The organism is Stenotrophomonas sp. Y6 (assembly GCF_022436665.1).
GTDB classification, from domain to species: Bacteria; Pseudomonadota; Gammaproteobacteria; order Xanthomonadales; family Xanthomonadaceae; genus Stenotrophomonas; species Stenotrophomonas acidaminiphila_A.
In genome coordinates this window covers 398,998-417,280 of the sequence record NZ_JAKUKB010000001.1, presented here as the reverse complement: position 1 = coordinate 417,280, position 18,283 = coordinate 398,998, and the positions used below count along the sequence as shown (strand labels likewise).

The 18,283-nt window shown below is 70.4% G+C and carries 13 protein-coding genes; 6 read left to right on the top strand and 7 right to left on the bottom strand.

The window, feature by feature from the left end; translation table 11 throughout:
* The first annotated feature begins 312 nt into the window (after positions 1–312).
* The 3 genes from MKP15_RS01950 to MKP15_RS01935 all read left to right on the top strand — a co-directional run bounded on the left by MKP15_RS01950 (position 313) and on the right by MKP15_RS01935 (position 3,551).
* Positions 313–684 (top strand): PilZ domain-containing protein, encoded by a 372-nt coding sequence (locus MKP15_RS01950; protein WP_275692435.1) that lies wholly within the window; start codon positions 313–315, stop codon positions 682–684.
* 174 nt (positions 685–858) lie between these two features.
* Positions 859–1,338, top strand: a complete 480-nt coding sequence (locus tag MKP15_RS01940; RefSeq protein ID WP_104938341.1) for a VOC family protein — start codon at positions 859–861, stop codon at positions 1,336–1,338.
* Positions 1,339–1,451: 113 nt separating this feature from the next.
* Positions 1,452–3,551: a M13-type metalloendopeptidase gene (locus MKP15_RS01935; RefSeq protein ID WP_240211612.1), complete on the top strand. Its 2,100-nt coding sequence runs from the start codon at positions 1,452–1,454 to the stop codon at positions 3,549–3,551.
* Positions 3,552–3,728: 177 nt separating this feature from the next.
* On the opposite strand, the gene MKP15_RS01930 is transcribed toward MKP15_RS01935, so the two are convergent.
* Both MKP15_RS01930 and MKP15_RS01925 read right to left on the bottom strand, forming a co-directional pair.
* Entirely contained in the window at positions 3,729–4,058 is a 330-nt protein-coding gene (locus MKP15_RS01930; protein ID WP_104938342.1) for a DUF2834 domain-containing protein, read from the bottom strand.
* Positions 4,055–4,513 carry a hypothetical protein gene (locus MKP15_RS01925; RefSeq protein WP_240211611.1) on the bottom strand — a complete coding sequence of 153 codons (459 nt, stop codon included), beginning with the start codon at positions 4,511–4,513 and terminating at the stop codon, positions 4,055–4,057. Before MKP15_RS01925 ends, MKP15_RS01930 begins: the two co-directional genes overlap by 4 nt.
* A gap of 196 nt (positions 4,514–4,709) precedes the next feature.
* On the opposite strand from MKP15_RS01925, the gene MKP15_RS01920 reads away from it, so the two are divergent.
* Positions 4,710–6,209, top strand: coding sequence for a phospholipase D-like domain-containing protein (locus MKP15_RS01920; RefSeq protein ID WP_240211610.1), 1,500 nt, complete (start codon positions 4,710–4,712; stop codon positions 6,207–6,209).
* 18 nt (positions 6,210–6,227) lie between these two features.
* Here the strand turns inward: MKP15_RS01920 and MKP15_RS01915 are convergent, their stop codons facing one another.
* The 4 genes from MKP15_RS01915 to rlmJ form a co-directional block, all read right to left on the bottom strand.
* Positions 6,228–6,854, bottom strand: a complete 627-nt coding sequence (locus MKP15_RS01915) for an HD domain-containing phosphohydrolase (RefSeq protein WP_104938344.1) — start codon at positions 6,852–6,854, stop codon at positions 6,228–6,230.
* A gap of 92 nt (positions 6,855–6,946) precedes the next feature.
* Positions 6,947–10,417 (bottom strand): transcription-repair coupling factor, encoded by a 3,471-nt coding sequence (mfd, locus tag MKP15_RS01910; protein ID WP_240211609.1) that lies wholly within the window; start codon positions 10,415–10,417, stop codon positions 6,947–6,949.
* 314 nt (positions 10,418–10,731) lie between these two features.
* On the bottom strand, positions 10,732–11,277 hold the full coding sequence (locus MKP15_RS01905; protein WP_054664133.1) for a GNAT family N-acetyltransferase: 546 nt from the start codon (positions 11,275–11,277) through the stop codon (positions 10,732–10,734).
* A 150-nt stretch (positions 11,278–11,427) separates the two neighbouring features.
* Complete coding sequence (rlmJ, locus tag MKP15_RS01900; RefSeq protein WP_240211608.1) at positions 11,428–12,285, bottom strand: 23S rRNA (adenine(2030)-N(6))-methyltransferase RlmJ; 858 nt, start codon at positions 12,283–12,285, stop codon at positions 11,428–11,430.
* A gap of 45 nt (positions 12,286–12,330) precedes the next feature.
* Here rlmJ and creB point away from each other — a divergent pair, with 45 nt between their 5' ends.
* Both creB and creC read left to right on the top strand, forming a co-directional pair.
* Complete coding sequence (creB, locus tag MKP15_RS01895) at positions 12,331–13,029, top strand: two-component system response regulator CreB (RefSeq protein ID WP_104938348.1); 699 nt, start codon at positions 12,331–12,333, stop codon at positions 13,027–13,029.
* 604 nt (positions 13,030–13,633) lie between these two features.
* Positions 13,634–15,070, top strand: coding sequence for a two-component system sensor histidine kinase CreC (gene creC / locus MKP15_RS01890; RefSeq protein WP_104938349.1), 1,437 nt, complete (start codon positions 13,634–13,636; stop codon positions 15,068–15,070).
* Between the two features lie 62 nt (positions 15,071–15,132).
* Here creC and MKP15_RS01885 read toward each other — a convergent pair whose 3' ends face one another.
* Positions 15,133–18,198, bottom strand: a complete 3,066-nt coding sequence (locus MKP15_RS01885) for an EAL domain-containing protein (RefSeq protein ID WP_240211607.1) — start codon at positions 18,196–18,198, stop codon at positions 15,133–15,135.
* Positions 18,199–18,283 lie beyond the last annotated feature (85 nt).

The window sequence follows — 18,283 nt, the reverse complement described above, 5'->3', positions numbered from 1 at the left end:
CTGCCCCGGCTTCCAGCCGCTGCGCGGTGCGCGGGCTCAACCCGGCCACGGCCGCCAGATGCTCCTGCGACCAGCCGCGCGCCTCGCGCAGTGTCCTGATCCGGTTGCTGTCGATCTTCATCGGTTCCTGGTCCATGTGACCGCATCCATCCTGCCAAAGCAGCGGGCACACTGCCGCAGCGTCGTGGCGGCCGGCCACGACAGCCACACGCCAGATCCACGACAGCCCTTTCCGATCAACGGTTTGTGGAAAGGCCGGGCGCCCGGGCTATGCTGCGGCCGGTTGTTCCATCCAAACGCACGGGGAAGCGCATGAACACGTCCACGGAACGGCGCCATTTCTGGCGCGCACCCTTCCATTCCCCGGCCTGGCTGGTGCGCGTCGATGGCAGCATCCATGGCGGGCAGGTGCACGATGTGTCGCTCAAGGGGGCGTTGTTCGAGACCGAACCCGGTGGCGACTGCAGGCTGCACGAGCGCTGCCAGCTGCAGGTCGAACTGTCGCAGGACACACCGATCCGCATGCAGGCCACCGTGGTGCACGTGGAAGGGCGCCATGTCGGCCTGCGCTGCGACGAGATCGACCTGGACAGCATCACCGCGCTGCGCCGCCTGATCGAACTCAATGCCGCCGATCCGGCGCTGCTGGAGCGCGAACTGGGCGCGCTGGTCCGGTACGGCTGAGCCACGCCGGCCCCGGGGCCGCGCGATGTGCGGGTTGCCTCCCGAGATACGCCCCGCGTCGGCTCGCCGGACCATGACGGCTGGGGGCGTGGCGCTGCGCTACGCTGCACCGGCCCGGCGCCATCGCGTGCGCGTTGCGCCGCCGGCAGGCCTTTCCCGACGAGGAGCAGCGTGATGACCGGCAAGAACACGATCTGCCTGTGGTACGACGGTACCGCCCTGGATGCCGCCACGTTTTATGCGGCGACGTTTCCCGACAGCCGCGTGGGTGCCGTGCATCGCGCGCCCGCCGATTACCCCGCCGGCCGCCAGGGCGATGTGCTCACGGTCGAGTTCACGGTGCTCGGCATCCCGTGCCTGGGCCTCAACGGCGGCCCTGCGTTCCGTCACAGCGAGGCGTTCTCGTTCCAGGTTGCTACCGACGACCAGGCCGAAACCGACCGCCTGTGGAACGCGATCGTCGGCAATGGCGGGCAGGAGAGTGCCTGCGGCTGGTGCCGCGACAGGTGGGGCCTGTCCTGGCAGATCACGCCGCGCGCGCTGACCGCCGCCATCAGCGATCCCGACCCGGCCGCGGCCAGGCGTGCGTTCGAGGCGATGATGGGCATGCGCAGGATCGACATCGCCGCGATCGAGGCCGCGCGTCGCGGCTGAGTCGCGCATCGGCGCGGCATGACCTTCGGCCTATCCGCGGGCGGGCGCCATCGCCTACGCTCGCGGATTGGCCGCGCGCAGGCGCGGCGTTCCCTGCAAGGCCGGAGATCCGCATGACCCTTTCCAAGCTCGTCCCGTTGTCCCTGACCGTCGCCATCGCCGCCTCGCTGGCCGCCTGCGGCGGCAACAGCGACGCCGCACCGCCCGCCGCCGACGCGGCCGCCAAGCCGGCGTTCGACCTGTCGCAGATCAAAACCCCGTCGGTGGCGTTCAACGTGGCCGACCTGGACCCGGCGGTGTCGGCCTGCGCCGACCTCAATGGCTTCGTCAACGGCAAGTGGCTCAAGGCCAACCCGGTGCCGGGCGACCAGGTGACCTGGGGCAGCTTCGAGATCCTGCGCGAGCGCTCGCTGGAGGTGCAGCACGCGCTGGTGCAGCAGGCCGCCGCGGCCAACGCCAAGGCCGGCACCGTGCAGGCGCAGATCGGCGACATCTGGAAGACCGGCTCGGACGAGGCCGCGATCGAGGCCGCCGGCATCACCCCGCTGCAGCCGGAGCTGGACAAGATCGCCGCGCTCAACGACAGCGCCGCCATCGCCGGCTACCTGCGCCAGGCCTACGCCCAGGGCCAGGGCTTCCTGTTTTCGCTGTACGCCAGCCCGGACTTCAAGGACTCGGGCAATGTCATCGCCTATGTCGGCCAGGGCGGCCTGGGCCTGCCGGAAAAGGGCTACTACTTCGACGAATCGCAGGCCGGGATCCGCGAGGCCTATGTCGCCTACATCGAACGGATGCTGGTGCTGTCGGGCGTGGAGGCCGCGCAGGCCAAGGAACAGGCCCAGGCGGTCATGGCGTTCGAAACCCGGCTGGCCAAGGCGTCGCTGTCGCGCATCGAACTGCGCGACCCGGCCAAGCGCTACAACCCGGTCAGTGCCGCCGACGCCGACCGGCAGACGCCGAACTTCAGCTGGACCGCGCTGTTCGACACCCTGAAGGTGCCGGCCAAGGACAAGTTCTCGCTGGCGCAGCCGGGCTTCTTCGCCGAGCTCGACAAGATGCTGGCCGAGGTGCCGGCCAGCACCTGGCAGGCCTACCTGCGCTTCCATACCGTGGACAACGCGGCGCCGTACCTGAGCAAGGCCTTCGAGCAGGCCAATTTCGATTTCTTCAGCAAGACCCTGCGCGGCCAGCAGGAAATGCAGCCGCGCTGGAAGCGCGTGCTGGAGTCGGTCAACGGCGCGATGGGCGAGGCGCTCGGCCAGCTGTACGTGGACGCGGTGTTCCCGGCCGAGTCCAAGGTGGCCATGCAGCACCTGGTGGAGAACCTGTCGGCCGCGCTCAAGGCGCGCCTGGAGACCCTGCCGTGGATGGGCGAGGAAACCAGGAAGAAGGCGCTGGAGAAGTGGGCCAGCTTCACCCCCAAGATCGGCTATCCGGACAAGTGGCGTGACTGGTCGGGCCTGGCCACCCGCGGCGACAGTTACCTGGGCAACATGCAGGCCGCGCGCGCGTTCAACTACCGCTACATGCTGGACAAGATCGGCAAGCCGGTGGACAAGACCGAGTGGGGCATGACCCCGCAGACGGTCAACGCCTACTACAACGCGACCAAGAACGAGATCGTGTTCCCGGCCGCGATCCTGCAGCCGCCGTTCTTCGACGCCAAGGCGGACCCGGCGCTGAACTACGGCGGCATCGGCGCGGTGATCGGCCACGAAATGATGCACGGCTACGACGACTCGGGCAGCCAGTTCGCCGCCAACGGCAACTTCGACAACTGGTGGACCGACGCCGACCGCAGCGCCTTCAACGGCCGCACCGACCAGCTGGTCGCGCAGTTCGATGGCTACGAGGCGCTGCCCGGGGTGAACGTGAAGGGCAAGCTGACCCTGGGCGAGAACATCGGCGACCTCGGTGGCCTGACCGTGGCCTACGACGCGCTGCAGATGGCGCTCAAGGAAGACCCGTCGAAGAACGTGGCCGTCGACGGCTACAGCCAGGACCAGCGTTTCTTCATGAACTGGGCCACGGTGTGGCGCCGCAACTTCACCGAGGGCGAGCTGCGCGTGCGCCTGAACACCGATCCGCACGCACCGGCCAACTTCCGCGCCAACGGTGCGCCGTCGAACATGCCGTCCTTCGCCGCAGCGTTCCAGTGCAAGGCGGGTGATGCGATGGTGCGTGGCGACGACAAGCGCGTGGTCATCTGGTAAACCGCCGGTAGTCCGGCTGGCAACCGACGCAGGGCCCGGCGCATGCCGGGCCTTTGCGTTCTGGCGCCTGCTGCCGCGTACGCCCGCGTGGCGGGCCCGCTGCGGCGATGGCGGTGTCCTGCCGACGGTGGCCGCAGCGCCGGCCTGCGGCCCGCGCTGGCGTCCGTCGCGGGCGACTCAGTGCGCCCGGCGAAGCGGCGCCGCCGCGCGATGCCGTTCGCGCAGATACAGGAACAACGGCAACGCCAGCGACGGGCCGACCAGCAGGCACGACAGCGGCAGCCACAGCCGCGGCATCGCCAGCCTGCGGCCTTCGGCGACCACCAGCACGGCCACGGCGATGCCCGAGACCAGCACGTCCGCCCAAGCAAAGGCCGCGATGCGGCCGGAGGTGGCCTGCTGCACCAGCAGCGGCAGGTCGAGGCCATGCGCGGACAGCCACGGAACGAACTGCGACAGCGGCAATGCCGTGCCGGCGATGCACAGAAGCAGGTAGAGGAACTTCACGGTGTCTCCTGACGTGGGCAATGCGCCATGCGGCTGGGCGCTGCCGGCATGGAGGGGCGGTGGGACGGCACGCGCGCCGGTGCGCCACACCGGTAGCGGTAGCGCACGCATTGCTGGCCGGTGCGGGTGGCGACGCGCCGGCGCCGGTCCGCGTAACGCTGGAAGCCCGCGCCGGCGCGCCAGGTCGCACCCTCGCCGGACAGCCCGGCGATCAGCGCCGGCCCGGTGTCGCCGCGGACCACGACGGCTTTTGTCGGACCGTCGCTTTCCCGGCAGGCGAGGGGGCGGGGCGCGATACGCAGGGCAGGCTTGTCCGCGTCCGACGCGCAGGCGTCGGGGCTTCCGGCCCAATGCCCGGTGAAACGCGCCGGTACGGCCACCCTGCCAGCGCCCGCCAAAGCCGGCAGTGGCGGCAGTGGCGGCAGCCACAGGGTCAACCACAGCAGGTTATCCATTGCTCTCCCTGGCGATCCCGCGCGGCGAGCCGCAGGGCCGGTCGGCCGGCCGCGCTCACCGTGGCGCGTATTGTGCGGCATGCAGCCGGTCACCGGGGCCGCTGCGGCGCTGCCGCGGAGATGCCGGCCGCGGTCGGTCGTGGTATTGATCGGCCACGCCACGGGATGGCGGATCATCGATCAACGGGAGGCATGCATGGTGCCGGAAGCAGGCGGGGCGCACGCGCCGCTGCAGTGGACAATCGCCGCGCTGGCATTCGCCGCGCACCTGCTGGTCGCCGCGCGTGCGCTGACCCGCGCCAACCGCACCCCGGCCTCGCGCGCGGCCTGGGTGGCGGTGGTGATGCTCGCCCCCGGGGTGGGGATGCTTGCGTACCTGCTGCTGGGCGAGACCAGCATCGGCCGCGCGCGGTTCCGCCGGGTGGAACAGGTGCTGCGGCGGATGACGGCGGCCGCGGCCCTGGCGCCGCCACCCGCAGCGGTTGCGGTGGTGGACGGCGCGGTGCCGCTGCTGGAACTGGCGCGCACCATCAACGGCCTGCCGGCGGTGGGCGGCAACCGGGTGGAGCTGCTGGGCGAGGAGGACAGCCCGGCCGATGCGCCCGAGCGCGATTGCCGCCGCGCGCTGGACGCGCTGGTCGCCGATATCGAACAGGCCCGCGAGAGCGTGCACATCGCCGTCTACATCTGGCTCGACGACGGCGCCGGCGGCCGCCTGGCCGACGCGGTGGCCGACGCCGCACGGCGCGGGGTGGCGTGCCGGGTGATGGTCGACGCGCTGGGTTCGCGCGCCTTCATCGACGGGCCGCGCTGGCAACAACTGGCCCAGGCCGGGGTCCGGCAGCTCAAGACGCTGGACGACATCCATCGCCTGCAGCACGTGGCGTTCAGCCGCATGGACCTGCGCGACCACCGCAAGATCGTGGTCATCGACAACCGCATCGGCTACTGCGGCAGCCAGAACCTTGCCGATCCCGAGTTCCGGATAAAGCCGGCGCAGGCGCCGTGGATCGACCTGCTGCTGCGCTGCCAGGGGCCGGTGGTGGCGCAACTCCAGTTCCTGTTCCTCAGCGGCTGGATCCCGGAAACCGGCGAAGCCGGGCTGGATGGCTACGCCGCGGCGGCGGCCCCGGCGTGGCACGACGACGGCTGCGTGGCGATGGCCTTCGAGACCGGGCCGGTCGCGCGCCACAACGTCATGGCCGACGTGTACGTGGCCTGCATCTACGCGGCGCGGCGCGAGCTGGTGATCACCACGCCGTACTTCGTGCCCGACGAGTCGATCCTGCGCGCGATCTGCGCGGCGCCGCGGCGCGGCGTGCGCACCACGCTGGTGCTGCCGCGGCGCAACGACTCGTGGCTGGTCGGGCAGGCCAGCCGCAGCACCTACGGCGACCTGCTGCGCAGCGGGGTCGAGCTCCACGAGTACCCGCTCGGCCTGCTGCATGCCAAATCCATGACCGTCGACGGACAGGTCAGCCTGGTCGGCTCGGCCAACATGGACCGGCGCAGCCTGGAGCTGAATTTCGAGAACAGCCTGCTGGTCGCCGACCCGCGGGTGACCGCGGCGATCCGCCAGCGCCAGCAGCGCTACCTGTCGGTGTCGGTGCCGGTGACCATGGAGCAGGTCCAGCGCTGGTCCTTCGCCACGCGGCTGGTGCAGAACGCGGTGGCGATGATGTCGCCGGTGCTGTGAGCGCGCCGGCCCGGCCAGTCAGCCGGCCGGGCGCGCGTGCGCGCGGGCGCGCAGCAGGCCACGGAACTCGCCGAGCAGGCGCGCGTCGACCAGCCGGTTCTTCTCGCGGTTGAGGATGGCCAGCGCGTCGTCGGTGTGCATCGGGCCCCGGTAGGGACGGCGCGAGGTCAGCGCGTCGTAGCCGTCGGCGATGGTCAGGATGCGCGCCTCCAGCGGGATTTCCTCGCCCTGCAGGCCGTGCGGATAGCCGCTGCCGTCCCAGGCTTCGTGGTGGTGCAGGATCAGCCGCGCCACGGCGGCGGCGTCGTCGCGGCCGGTGGCCGCGAACAGGCGCGCGCCGCGCTCGGGATGGGTGCGCATCTTCTCCATCCGCGGCTCGTCCAGGCGGCCGGGATGCAGCAGCACGTCGTCGCGGATGCCGATCTTGCCGACGTCGTGGAAGCGCGCCGCCAGCGCCAGCTGCTCCAGCTGCGCGCCGGACAGGCCGCAGCGTTCGCCCAGGCCATGGGCGAGCAGCGAAACCCGGTCGCAGTGCTGGTCGGTGTAGCTGTCGCGCTCGTCCAGCGCGGCGGCCAGCACGGAGATGCCACAGCTGTCGTTTTCAAGGGGAATGGACAGGCCCGGGGCCGAGAAGGTCGAAGACATGAAGCGCCGCACCGCAGTGGGAAAACGGCCTGGCCGGGAGGAGGTCGGCTATTGTCCTCGCCGCCCCCGTTCCTGGCAAACCTCTCATCCGCTCACGCCGGGCGCAGGGTGGCCAGCAGCGCGCGGGCGGCGTTGAAGCGGTCCGCGCCTTCCGGCAACGGGTGGCGGATGCGCAGCTTGTCCGGGCCATCCATCTGGTAGAGCCTGGGCTGCTTCTGGATCAGCTGGATCACCGCCATCGGGTCGATGTCGGGCTTGGCCTCGAACACGATGCGGCCGCCGTTTTCGCCCAGTTCCAGCTTGCGGATGCCCAGCGCATTGGCCTGCAGCTTGAGCTCGGCAATGGCGAACAGGTGCTTGACCGCATCCGGCAGCAGGCCGAAGCGGTCGATCATCTCCACCTGCAGTTCGCGCAGGCCGGCGCTGTCGCGCGCGCTGGAAATGCGCTTGTACAGGGTCAGGCGGGTATGCACGTCGGGCAGGTAATCCTCCGGGATCAACGCCGGCACGTGCAGCTCGACCTCGGCACCGCGCACTTCCTCGCCGGCGTCCAGGTCGGGCAGCTTGCCGGAGCGGATCGAACGCACCGCGCGTTCCAGCAGTTCGGTGTAGAGGCTGAAACCGACTTCGGCCATCTGACCGCTCTGGTCCTCGCCGAGCAGCTCGCCGGCGCCGCGGATCTCCAAGTCGTGGGTGGCCAGGGTGAAGCCGGCGCCGAGCTCGTCCATCGAGGCGATGGCGTCCAGCCGTTTCTGCGCGTCGGGGGTGATCGAGCGCTTGTCCGGTACCACCAGGTACGCGTAGGCGCGGTGGTGCGAGCGGCCGACGCGGCCACGCAGCTGGTGCAGCTGGGCCAGGCCGAAGCGGTCGGCGCGGTTGATGATGATGGTGTTGGCGTTGGGGATGTCGATGCCCGACTCGATGATGGTGCTGGCCAGCAGCACGTTGAAGCGCTGCTTCTGGAAATCCAGCATCACCTTTTCCAGCTCGCGCTCGGGCATCTGCCCGTGGGCCATGCCGATGCGCGCTTCGGGCACCAGCTCGGACAGCTCGCGCTGCATCCGTCCCATGCTCTCCACGTCGTTGTGCAGGAAATACAGCTGGCCGCCGCGCGACAGTTCGCGCTGGAACGCCTCGCGCAGCTGCGCGTTGTCCCATTGGGTGACGAAGGTCTGCACCGCCAGCCGGTTCGGCGGTGGGGTGGCGATGATCGACAGGTCGCGCAGCCCGGCCATGGCCATGTTCAGCGTGCGCGGGATCGGCGTGGCGGTGAGCGTGAGCAGGTGCACGTTGGCGCGCATCGCCTTGAGCGCTTCCTTCTGGCGCACGCCGAAGCGCTGCTCCTCGTCGACGATGACCAGGCCCAGGTCCTTGAACTTCACGTCCGGCTGCAGCAGCCGGTGGGTGCCGACGATCACGTCGATGCTGCCGTCGGCCACCTTGTCCAGCTCGGCCTTGATCTCCTTGGTGCTCTTGAAGCGCGACAGCACTTCGACCTTGAGCGGGTAATCGGCGAAGCGGTCGCGGAAATTGCGGTAGTGCTGTTCGGCCAGCAGCGTGGTGGGCACCAGCACCGCCACCTGCTTGCCGCCGCTGGCGGCGGCGAAGGCGGCGCGTACGGCCACCTCGGTCTTGCCGAAGCCGACGTCGCCGCAGACCACGCGGTCCATCGGCTGCGACGACTGCAGGTCGCGCAGGGTGGCCTCGATCGCGGCCAGCTGGTCCGGGGTTTCCTCGAACGGGAAGCCGGCGGCGAACGGCTCGTACATGGCGCGGTCGATGTCCAGCGCCAGGCCGGCGCGGGCCTGGCGCCGGGCCTGGATCTCCAGCAGCTCGGCGGCGACGTCGCGTACCTTCTCGGCGGCCTTGCGCTTGGCCTTGGCCCACTGCTCGCCGCCGAGCGAATGCAGCGGCGCGGTTTCCGGCGAGGCGCCGGAGTAGCGGCTGATCAGATGCAGCTGCGCGACCGGCACGTACAGGCGGTCGCCCTTGGCGTACTCGATCTCCAGGAATTCGCCGGGCATGCCGCCCACGTCCATCGCGATCAGCCCGCGGTAGCGGCCGACGCCATGGTCCTCATGGACGATGGGCGCGCCCTCGGTCAGTTCGCCGAGGTCGCGGATGATCGCCTCCGGCTCGCGCCCGGCGCGGCGGCTGCGACGCGGCTGGCCGGCGCGCTCGGGGAACAGCTGGCGCTCGGTGAGCACCGCCAGCGGTGGCTCGGCCAGGGCGAAGCCGTCGTCCAGCGGCGCCACGGTGATCGCGAAGCGCGGCGTGTCGGCGGCCAGGAACGCCGGCAGCCCGGGCACCACCGGCGGCCGCAGGTCGGCGGCCTGCAGCACTTCCAGCAGCGCCTCGCGGCGGCCCGGCGAATCGGCCGCCACCAGCACCCGGCCGGGGTAGTGCTCGAGGAAGGACTTCAGCGCCTGGCCGGCGGGGGCGTCCTTGGCCGCCACCGGCAGCGGCGGCAGCGGCTGGTCGCCCAGCGCCTGCGCCTCGGCGATGCGCGGGTGGTCGGCCGGCCACACGTCCACCCGCGGCTGCCGGTTGAACTGCTCGCGCAGGCTGTCCGGCGACTGGTAGATCTCCTCCGGCGGCAGCAGCGGCCGTTCGATGTCGTGGCGGCGCTGCTCGTAGCGGCTGCCGGTCTGCGCCCAGAACGCGTCGGCGGCCTCGCCCACGCCGGGCGCGACCACGGTCAGGAAGCCGCTGGGCAGGTAATCGAACAGGGTGGCGGTGCGCTCGAAGAACAGCGGCAGGAAGTATTCGATGCCCGACGGCAGCACCCCGGCCTTGAGGTCTTGGTAGAGCGGGCTGCGGCGGGTGTCCACGTCGAAGCGCTCGCGCAGCGTGGCCAGCACCTTCGCCAGGCTGGCCTCGTCCATCGGCACTTCGCGGCCGGGCAGCATCTTCACCGCCGCGACCTTGTCCAGCGAACGCTGCGATTCGGGGTCGAATTCGCGGATCGAGTCGATGTCCTCGTCCAGCAGCTCGATCCGCAGCGGCGCGTCGGCGCCCATCGGGTAGACGTCGAGCAGGCCGCCGCGCACGGCGAAATCGCCCGGATCCATCACCTGCGGCACGTTGCGGTAGCCCGCGCTCTCCAGGCGGCGCTTTTCCGCGTCCATGTCCAGGCGCTGGCCGACCCGCAGGTCGAAGCTGCCGCCCACGATGTAGCTCAGCGGCGCCAGCCGCTGCAGCAGGGTCTGCACCGGCACCACCACGATGCCATGGGTGAGCCCCGGCAGCCGGTGCAGCGCGGCCAGGCGCTGGGAAATGATGTCCGGGTGCGGGCTGAACTGGTCGTAGGGCAGGGTTTCCCAGTCCGGGAACGGCACCACCGGCAGCGTGGCGTCGTCGCCCAGCAGGGTCTGCAGGTCGGCCACGGCCTGGTGCGCGCCGTGGTTGTCGCGGGTGACCAGCAACAGCGGCTTGCCATGCGCCTGCGCGGCACGGGCCACGTGCCAGGCCAGCGCGCTGGTCGATGCGGGGGCGCGCCACCAGGCGCGGAGCTGGCCCGCGCGGGGCAGCGGCGGAACGGGATAGGAGGTGGGGAGCGACATGACGTCGCTGATTTTATAGGAGTGAGTGGAGAGGAGTGAGGAGTGAGGAAAAGCAGGGGCAAGTGAAGATGCGTGAGTAGTGAGAAGGGGCAACGGCAACGGCAACGGCCAAAGCCGGGGTTGAAAGCCAAAGCCGTCCTTCCCGCGAAGGTGGAAATCGCTCTTGCTTCCCGCGCCTGCCTCTTCTCACTCCTTTCGCTCACTCCCGCGCTTCAGCCACCTGTGGGGCAAGAGCGATCTCCGCCGTCGCGGAGATGACGGCTTCTGCTCCTGCTTTTTCTCACTCCTCACTCCTCTTTACTCACTCCTGGCCTTCAGCTGGCCAGTTCCAACACCATGCGCACCAGGCCCGGGGTGCCGGACGGGTGCGGCACCTGCTTGAAGCCCAGCGAGGCGGCCAACTGCAGCATCGGTTCGTTGTCCTGGGCGATGTCGCCGTACATGCGGTCCAGGTACTTGCCGCGCGCCCACTTGACCAGCTTGCGCATCAATTGCCGGCCCAGGCCCTGGCCGGCCAGGAAGCGGCTGACGAGGATGGCGTACTCGGCGTCGCGGGTGCCGGGGATGATCGAGGCGCGGGCCACCGCGCCGACCACGGCCTCACCCGGCGGCAGCGGCTCGGCCGCGACCAGCGAGATTTCGGTCTTGGGATTGGGATGGGTCAGGCGCTGGGCGGTTTCGTCCGACAGCACGTCAACGGCCTGCAGGAAGCGGTCGCGGACTTCCTCCGGCCCGAACAGCGCGAATGCGCCCTGCAGTGGGGCACCGTCCTCGGGGCGGATGGGACGGATGAGCAGTTCCCGGCCGCTGGGTGCCTTGAAGTTTTCATGCCACGGGGGCATGCGGTTGCGGGTAGCCATGACTGCGGTTCCTCCAGAGTCCGCCGATTCTTGCACCTGTGGCGTGAGGTTCTGTGAACGTGATTCAACCGTGGCGAGCGGGGCCGCCCTGGGGCCACGCGCCGTGCCGGCAGGTCCGCCGCGGCCACCGCCGTCGCGCGCTGGCCCGGCTCAATCGCCGCTTTTTATCCATTCCAGCCGGGTCGAGGCGCCGGCTTCGCCCAGTTCGCGCTGCAGCACCGGCAAGGCCGGCGCCAACGCCTGGTCGAACTGCCAAGGCGGATTGAGCAGCAGCATGCCGCTGCCGTTCAGGCGCAGCGGCGAATCGTCCGGGCGCACCATCAGTTCGGCCACCAGCGCCGATTTCGCCGGCAGCGCGGCGGCCTTGCGGAAGAACGGCAGCAGGCTGCGGCGCTGCTTGATCGGGTACCACACCGCGCACTGCGCCTGCGGCATGCGCGCCAGGATCTCGCGCAGGGTGGCGATGATCTGCGGGTATTCGGCGTCCTGCGCCTCGTAGGGCGGATCGACCAGCACCAGCGCGCGGCCGATCTTCGTGGCGCCGGCTTTGGGCGGCAGCAGGGCGCGGATGCTGTCGTAGCCGTTGCCGGCCAGCACCTGCACGCGGCGGTCGCGCGCGAACAGCTCCCTCAGCGCCGCGGCCTCCTCCGGCTGCAGTTCGCAGGCGGCCAGCCGGTCCTGTTCGCGCAGGGCCTGGGCGGCCAGCAGCGGCGAGCCGGGGTAGGCGACCAGGCCACCCACCGGGTTGTTGGCCTGGATCGCGCGCAGGTAACGCTCGACCACTTCCGGCAGGGCCGGCGCGGCCATCAGCCGGCTGATGCCGACGTCGGCCTCGGCGGTCTTGCGGCTTTCCTCGGCCGACAACAGGTAACGGCCGCGGCCGGCATGGGTGTCGAGCACGAAGAACGGCGCGTCCTTGCGCTTGAGCGCATCGATCAGGGCAAGCAGGACGATGTGCTTGAGCACGTCGGCATGGTTGCCGGCATGGAAGGCGTGGCGGTAGTTCATCGGTGCAGTGTACGGGCGCCGCCCCGGGGCGGCTATGCTGGCGCCATGTCCGAACAGCCTGCCCGGGTGCTCGTCGTCGAAGACGAGGCCGCCATCGCCGATACCGTCTTGTATGCGCTGCGCAGCGAGGGCCACGCGGCCGAGCACTGCGCGCTGGGACGGCTGGCGCTGGAGCGGGTGCGCGCCGGCGGCATCGACGTGGTGGTACTGGACGTGGGCCTGCCCGACCTGGGCGGCTTCGAGGTCTGCCGCCAGCTGCGCACCTTCAGCCAGGTGCCGGTGATCTTCCTCACCGCGCGCAACGACGAGTTCGACCGGGTGCTGGGGCTGGAGCTGGGCGCCGACGACTACGTCGGCAAGCCGTTCTCGCCGCGCGAACTGGTGGCGCGGGTGCGCGCGCGGCTGCGGCGGCCGGCGCAGCCGCTGGCCGCAGACGCCGAGCCCGGCTGGGTGCGCCAGGGGGTGTTCGCGATCGACCGCGAGGGCCGGCGGGTGCGCTACCGCGACGTGCCGCTGGACCTGACCCGCTACGAATACGCGCTGCTGGCGGCGCTGCTGCAGCGGCCGGGGGCGATCCTCAGCCGCGCGCAGCTGATGGAGCGCGGCTGGGACCATGCCAGCGACAGCGCCGACCGCACGGTGGATACGCACGTGAAGACCCTGCGCGCCAAGCTGCGCGCGGCGGGGGCGCAGGACGATCCGATCCGCACGCACCGGGGCGTGGGATATGCGCTGGATGTCTGATTGCGGAAGATCAAAGGCTTTCGCTGCCCTTCGGAGCGTGGGCTGTTTGTCTTTGGCTGTGCAAAGGGAAGCGGCCAGGGCAAAGCACGGACCGGACGCGAGCCGATGCGATCAAGCCGCATCGGTTACCTGTGCTCCTCGCGGGCCAGGGAGACGACGCACCGCGCGCCTCATTCAGATGTGTGCGCATGTTCGCTCCTCGGGTCGCCGCGGTACTCGGCCCGCTTTACGGCCATGGGAAGTCAGCATCCAGGAGCAAAAGCACAGTCGCGGCACCGGCCGGATGGCAATCCTGGACGCTGGCGGCCAAGAGCGGCGGAATGGCGTCGGCTGCTCTTGCCTTTCAGAATCCCCTTCCGCCGCGACGGAGCCGGCGGGAAAAACCCGAAGGGCGACGTGCATGGATGCACGTCGTTTTTCCACGCGACAGGGATGCCGCGTAGCAAAATCCCGCCGGCGGAGTGGAGCCGATGCGCTTGCGCAGCGGGCGCGGATGCAGGGGCGTGCTTTCTGTTGGTTACTGCTCCTTGCACGAGCAAAGAGAACCAACTCGCTCGCCGAAGGGGACCGAAAGCGTTTGCTCCAGAAACGAAGGCGGCGATAAATGCGCCTGGGCCTGAAACTCTTCCTCGGCTTCTTCCTGATCGTCGGCATCGCCGCGTTCTTCGTGATGCGGGTGTTCGTCGACGAGGTCAAGCCGGGCGTGCGCCAGGCGATGGAGTCCACCCTGGTCGACTCGGCCAACGTGCTGGCGGTGATGGCCGCGCCGGATCTGAAGGCCGGGCACATCGCCGACGGCCGCTTCGCCGCGCACATGGCGACCGCGCAGCGGCGCGACCCGCGGGCGATGGTGTGGCGGTTCCCCAAGCGCAGCATCGACTACCGGGTCACCGTGACCGATGCCCGCGGCATCGTCGTCTACGACTCGCGCGGGCAGGACGTGGGCCGCGACAACTCGCGCTGGAACGACGTCTACCGCACCCTGCGCGGCCAGTACGGTGCGCGCTCTAGCCCGGGGACCCCGGGCGATGCCGACAGCACGGTCATGCACGTGGCCGCGCCGGTCTACGATCCGGACGATGGCCGCACCCTGATCGGGGTGCTGACCCTGGCCCAGCCCAACGACAGCATCGATCCGTTCATCACCGCCAGCCAGCGCGCCATCGTCGCGCGCGGCGCGTGGCTGATCGGCTCGGCGGCGCTGATCGGGCTGTTGATGACCTGGTGGCTGGCGCGCGGCATCGGCAGCCTGAGCCGCTATGCGAAGGCGGTCAGCGCCGGCGAACCGGTGCCGCCGCCGAGGCCGCGCGGCGACGAGATCGGCGACCTCGGCCAGGCGCTGGAGACCATGCGCCGCAAGCTCGAGGGCAAGGCCTATGTCGAGCAGTACGTGCAGTCGCTCACGCACGAGATGAAGAGCCCGCTGGCGGCGATCCGCGGTGCCGCCGAGCTGTTGCAGGAACCGCTGCCCGAGGCCGACCGCCAGCGTTTCGCCGCCAACATCGCGCAGCAGGAGCGGCGCCTGACCGAGACCATCGACCAGCTGCTGCGGCTGGCCGAGGTGGAACAGCATGGCTGGCTGCAGCGGCGCAGCGCGGTGGACCTGGCGGCGCTGTGCCGGCAGCTCGCCGAGGACGCGGCGCCGCGCCTGCAGGCCGCCCGCCTGGCGCTGCACTGCGAACTGCCCGCGCACGCCAGCGTGCAGGGCGATGCGTTCCTGCTGCGGCAGGCGCTGGACAACCTGCTGGACAACGCCATCGCGTTCTCGCCGGAAGGCGGGCGGATCGGGCTGCGGCTGGCGGCCGCGCAGGGCGGCTGGGAGGTGGCGCTGTCCGACCAGGGGCCCGGGGTGCCGGACTACGCGCTGGAACGGGTGTTCGAGCGCTTCTATTCGCTGGCCCGCCCCGGCAGCGGCCAGCGCAGTTCCGGGCTGGGCCTGCCGTTCGTGGCCGAAGTCGCGCGCCTGCACGGCGGCCACGCGTCCCTGCGCAACGGCCCGGCCGGCGGGGCGCAGGCCACGCTGTGGTTGCCAATGACGTAGGTGCCGGGCTTGCCCGGCACGGGGCTGCGCCGGGAAAGCTTCATGCGGGGCAAGCCCCGCAGCTACGCCGGCGGTGATGCGTCATCGCCCAGCGGAGCAGGTTCCGGCGCAGGGCGGTCGGCGAAGACCGGATGGTCGGCGCGCGGCCGGTCCAGGTGGTAGCCCTGCACCATGTCCACGCCCAGCGCGCGCAGCATCTGCAGCGTCGCCTCGTCCTCGACGAACTCGGCCACGGTCAGCTTGCCCATGCCGTGCGCCACTTCGATGATGGCGCGCACGAACACCTGGTTGTCGCGCTCGCTGGGCAGGTCGCGGATGAACATGCCATCGATCTTGAGCACGTCGGCCTGCAGGTTCTTGAGGTAGGCGAACGAGGAGAACCCGGTGCCGAAGTCGTCCAGGCAGATCGGGCAGCCGGTGTCGCGCAGGGCGGCGATGAAGCGTGCCGCGTCGCCCATGTCCGAGACCGCCGAGGTTTCGGTCAGTTCCACCAGCAGCCGCCGCGGTGCGACCTGCCGCTGGCGCAGCTGGCCGCCGATCCATGCCGGCAGCTCGGGGTCGTCGAACGAGCGCCCGGAAATATTGACGGCGATGGCCGGCAGGTTCGGGTGGCTGGCCAGCAGTTCGATGCTGCGGCCGATCACCCAGCGGTCGATCTGCAGGATCTTGCCGCTCTTCTCGGCGGGTTCGATGAACTGCGCGGGCATGATGAGCTGGCCGGGGTTGGCCTCGTCCTCCATCCGGATCAGCGCCTCCAGGTGCGCCAGGCGGCCGTCGGCGGCGTGGTGCACGCCCTGGAAATGCAGGCGCAGCAGGTCGTGCTCCAGCGCGCGCGCGATGCGGTCGTTCCATGCCAGGCGGGTGGCCATCTCGCGCGAGCTGTCGCGGTCGGGGCGGTACACGTTCCAGCGGTTCTTGCCGGTGTGCTTGGCCTGGTACATCGCCGCGTCGGCATGGGCGACCAGGTCCTCGGCATTGTCGGCGTGGGTGGGGAAGTGGGCGATGCCCAGGCTGGTGGTCAGGCGCACGGTGTGTTCGTGCAGGCGCAGCGGCGTCTGCGAGATCCGCGCCACGATGCGTTCGGCCAGGTGCTGGGCGTCGTCCAGGCTCGCATGCGGCATCAGTACCGCGAACTCATCGCCGCCGAGCCGGAACAGGGTCTCGCCGCTGCGCACCAGGGTGCGGATCTCGACCGCCATGCGGTTCAGCACCGAATCGCCGGCGCGGTGGCCGAAGGTGTCGTTGATGTACTTGAACTCGTCCAGGTCGAAGAACAGCAGCGCGGCCTGGCTGGGGATGCGTTCGGCGGCGTGGAAAAAGCGCGCCAGCTCGTCCTCGAAGCGGCGCCGGTTGTACAGGCTGGTCAACGGGTCATGCTGGGCCAGCCGTACCAGCTGTTCGGCGGTCTGGCGCTCGTGGGTGATGTCCTCCTGCACCCACAGCCGGCCGATGAAGTGTTCCTGCGCGTCGCGCACCGGGTAGGCGTCGTGCATGACGATGCGGCCGTCGTGCAGGCGGATTTCCAGCCGCTTGTGCAGTTCGGGCGAGACCTTGGCCTCGTCCATGTGCCGGCGGAACTCCAGCGGGTCGATCATCAGCCGCTGTGACGCTTCCAGCCACTGGTCGGTGGTGTTGCCGACCACGGTGATGCCTTCGGGGAAATCCCACATGGCCAGGAACGCGGCGTTGCAGTAAGTGGCGCGGTTCTCGTGGCTGACGAACAAGATCCCCAGGTTCATCGCGCCGAGCAGCGCCAGCAGGCGCGCGCGCTCCTCCTCCAGCCGGGTCATGAACTGGCGGCGTTCGTCGATCTCGGTCTGCAGCGCCTGGGCGTGCGCGAACTGCAGGGCGCGCTGCTGCACCAGTTCCTCGACCATGTCGTCGAACGCGTCGGCCAGGTGCCCGAGCTCGTCGTTGCCCTGCATCGCGATCGGCCTGGGTTCGCGGCCCTGGCTCAGCTCGTCCACCGCCTGGGTCAGGCGGGTGAGCGGTGCCCCGAACAGCAGGCCGACCCGCCGCCGCAGCAGCCACATCGCCGGCAGCAGGCCGAGGATGCCGAACGCGGACACCGCCAGCAGGCCCCACATCAACACGTGGTCCACCCGTGCCTGCGGCAGCAGGAACACCTGGTACCAGCCGGGGCCGTGGATCCTGGACCATGCGACCCAGTGGCTGCCGTCCGGGGAGCGGCCCACGCCGTGGTCGCCGCGGCCATGGGCGATCATCCCGTGCACCTCGGCCAGCAGCGGGTCGTCGAGCGCGGACAGCTTCAGTTGCCCGTCGGCGGCGGCGATGCGGCGGCTGAACTGCGGGTGCGCGATGAGCGCGCCGTCGGCGGCCATGACCAGCTGCACGCCGGTGCTGTCGTTGTCGGTGGCGTGGTCGATCAGGCTCTGCACAAGCACATCGTGGCCGAGCGTGCCGACCCAGCGCCCCTCCCAGTCCAGCGGCTTGATCACCGACACCATCCAGGTATTGGCCTGCCGGTCCAGGTAGACCGGCGTCCAGAACACCCTGCGCTGCGGGTTGCGTCGCGGGTCCGAGCCCTGCATGGTCGGGTAGCCGGCATTGGTGGCGCTGGCGTCGGCGTTGCTGCCCCAGTCCATGCCATGCGCATAGACCATCAGCCCGTCCTCGACGAAGTCCATGTAGACCGAGAAGAACGGCGGCACCAGCGCCGGGCCCTGTTCGCGCAGCAGGTCGTAGGCGACCACCGCGCGCAGGCGCGCCGAAGCGTCCAGGCCGTGCGCGGGCTGGTGCAGGTACAGGGTGGGCGCGCGCTCCGGGTCCACCTGCCCGGGCTGCAGCCGCCACAGGCCGTCGGGGCTGCGCGCGAACAGGGTGTCGAAGCGGGCCAGCGCGGCCTGCCGGTCGGCGTGGTCCAGCCGCCACAGCAGTTCCCGCTGCAGCCGCTGCACGCTCTGTTCGGCCTGCAGGAACTGGCCTTCGCTGGCCCGGGCGCGCAGGTCGACGCTGCGCTGCGCGACCATCGGCACCACCCGGTCGGTGATTACCCGCATGGCCAGGTAGCCGAATGCGCAGAGCAGCACGAGGAGGGCGAGGAACAGGCCCCAGATGCTCAGGGACAGCCGGTGGATCAGCGACGTACGCGACCTGGCATGCAGCACGTAGGGTTCCTTCGGGGAATGGCGGCGCAGCCAGAGAGTGCCGGGCGGCGGGACAGCGCGGATTCATACTATGTTGCGGCAGGTG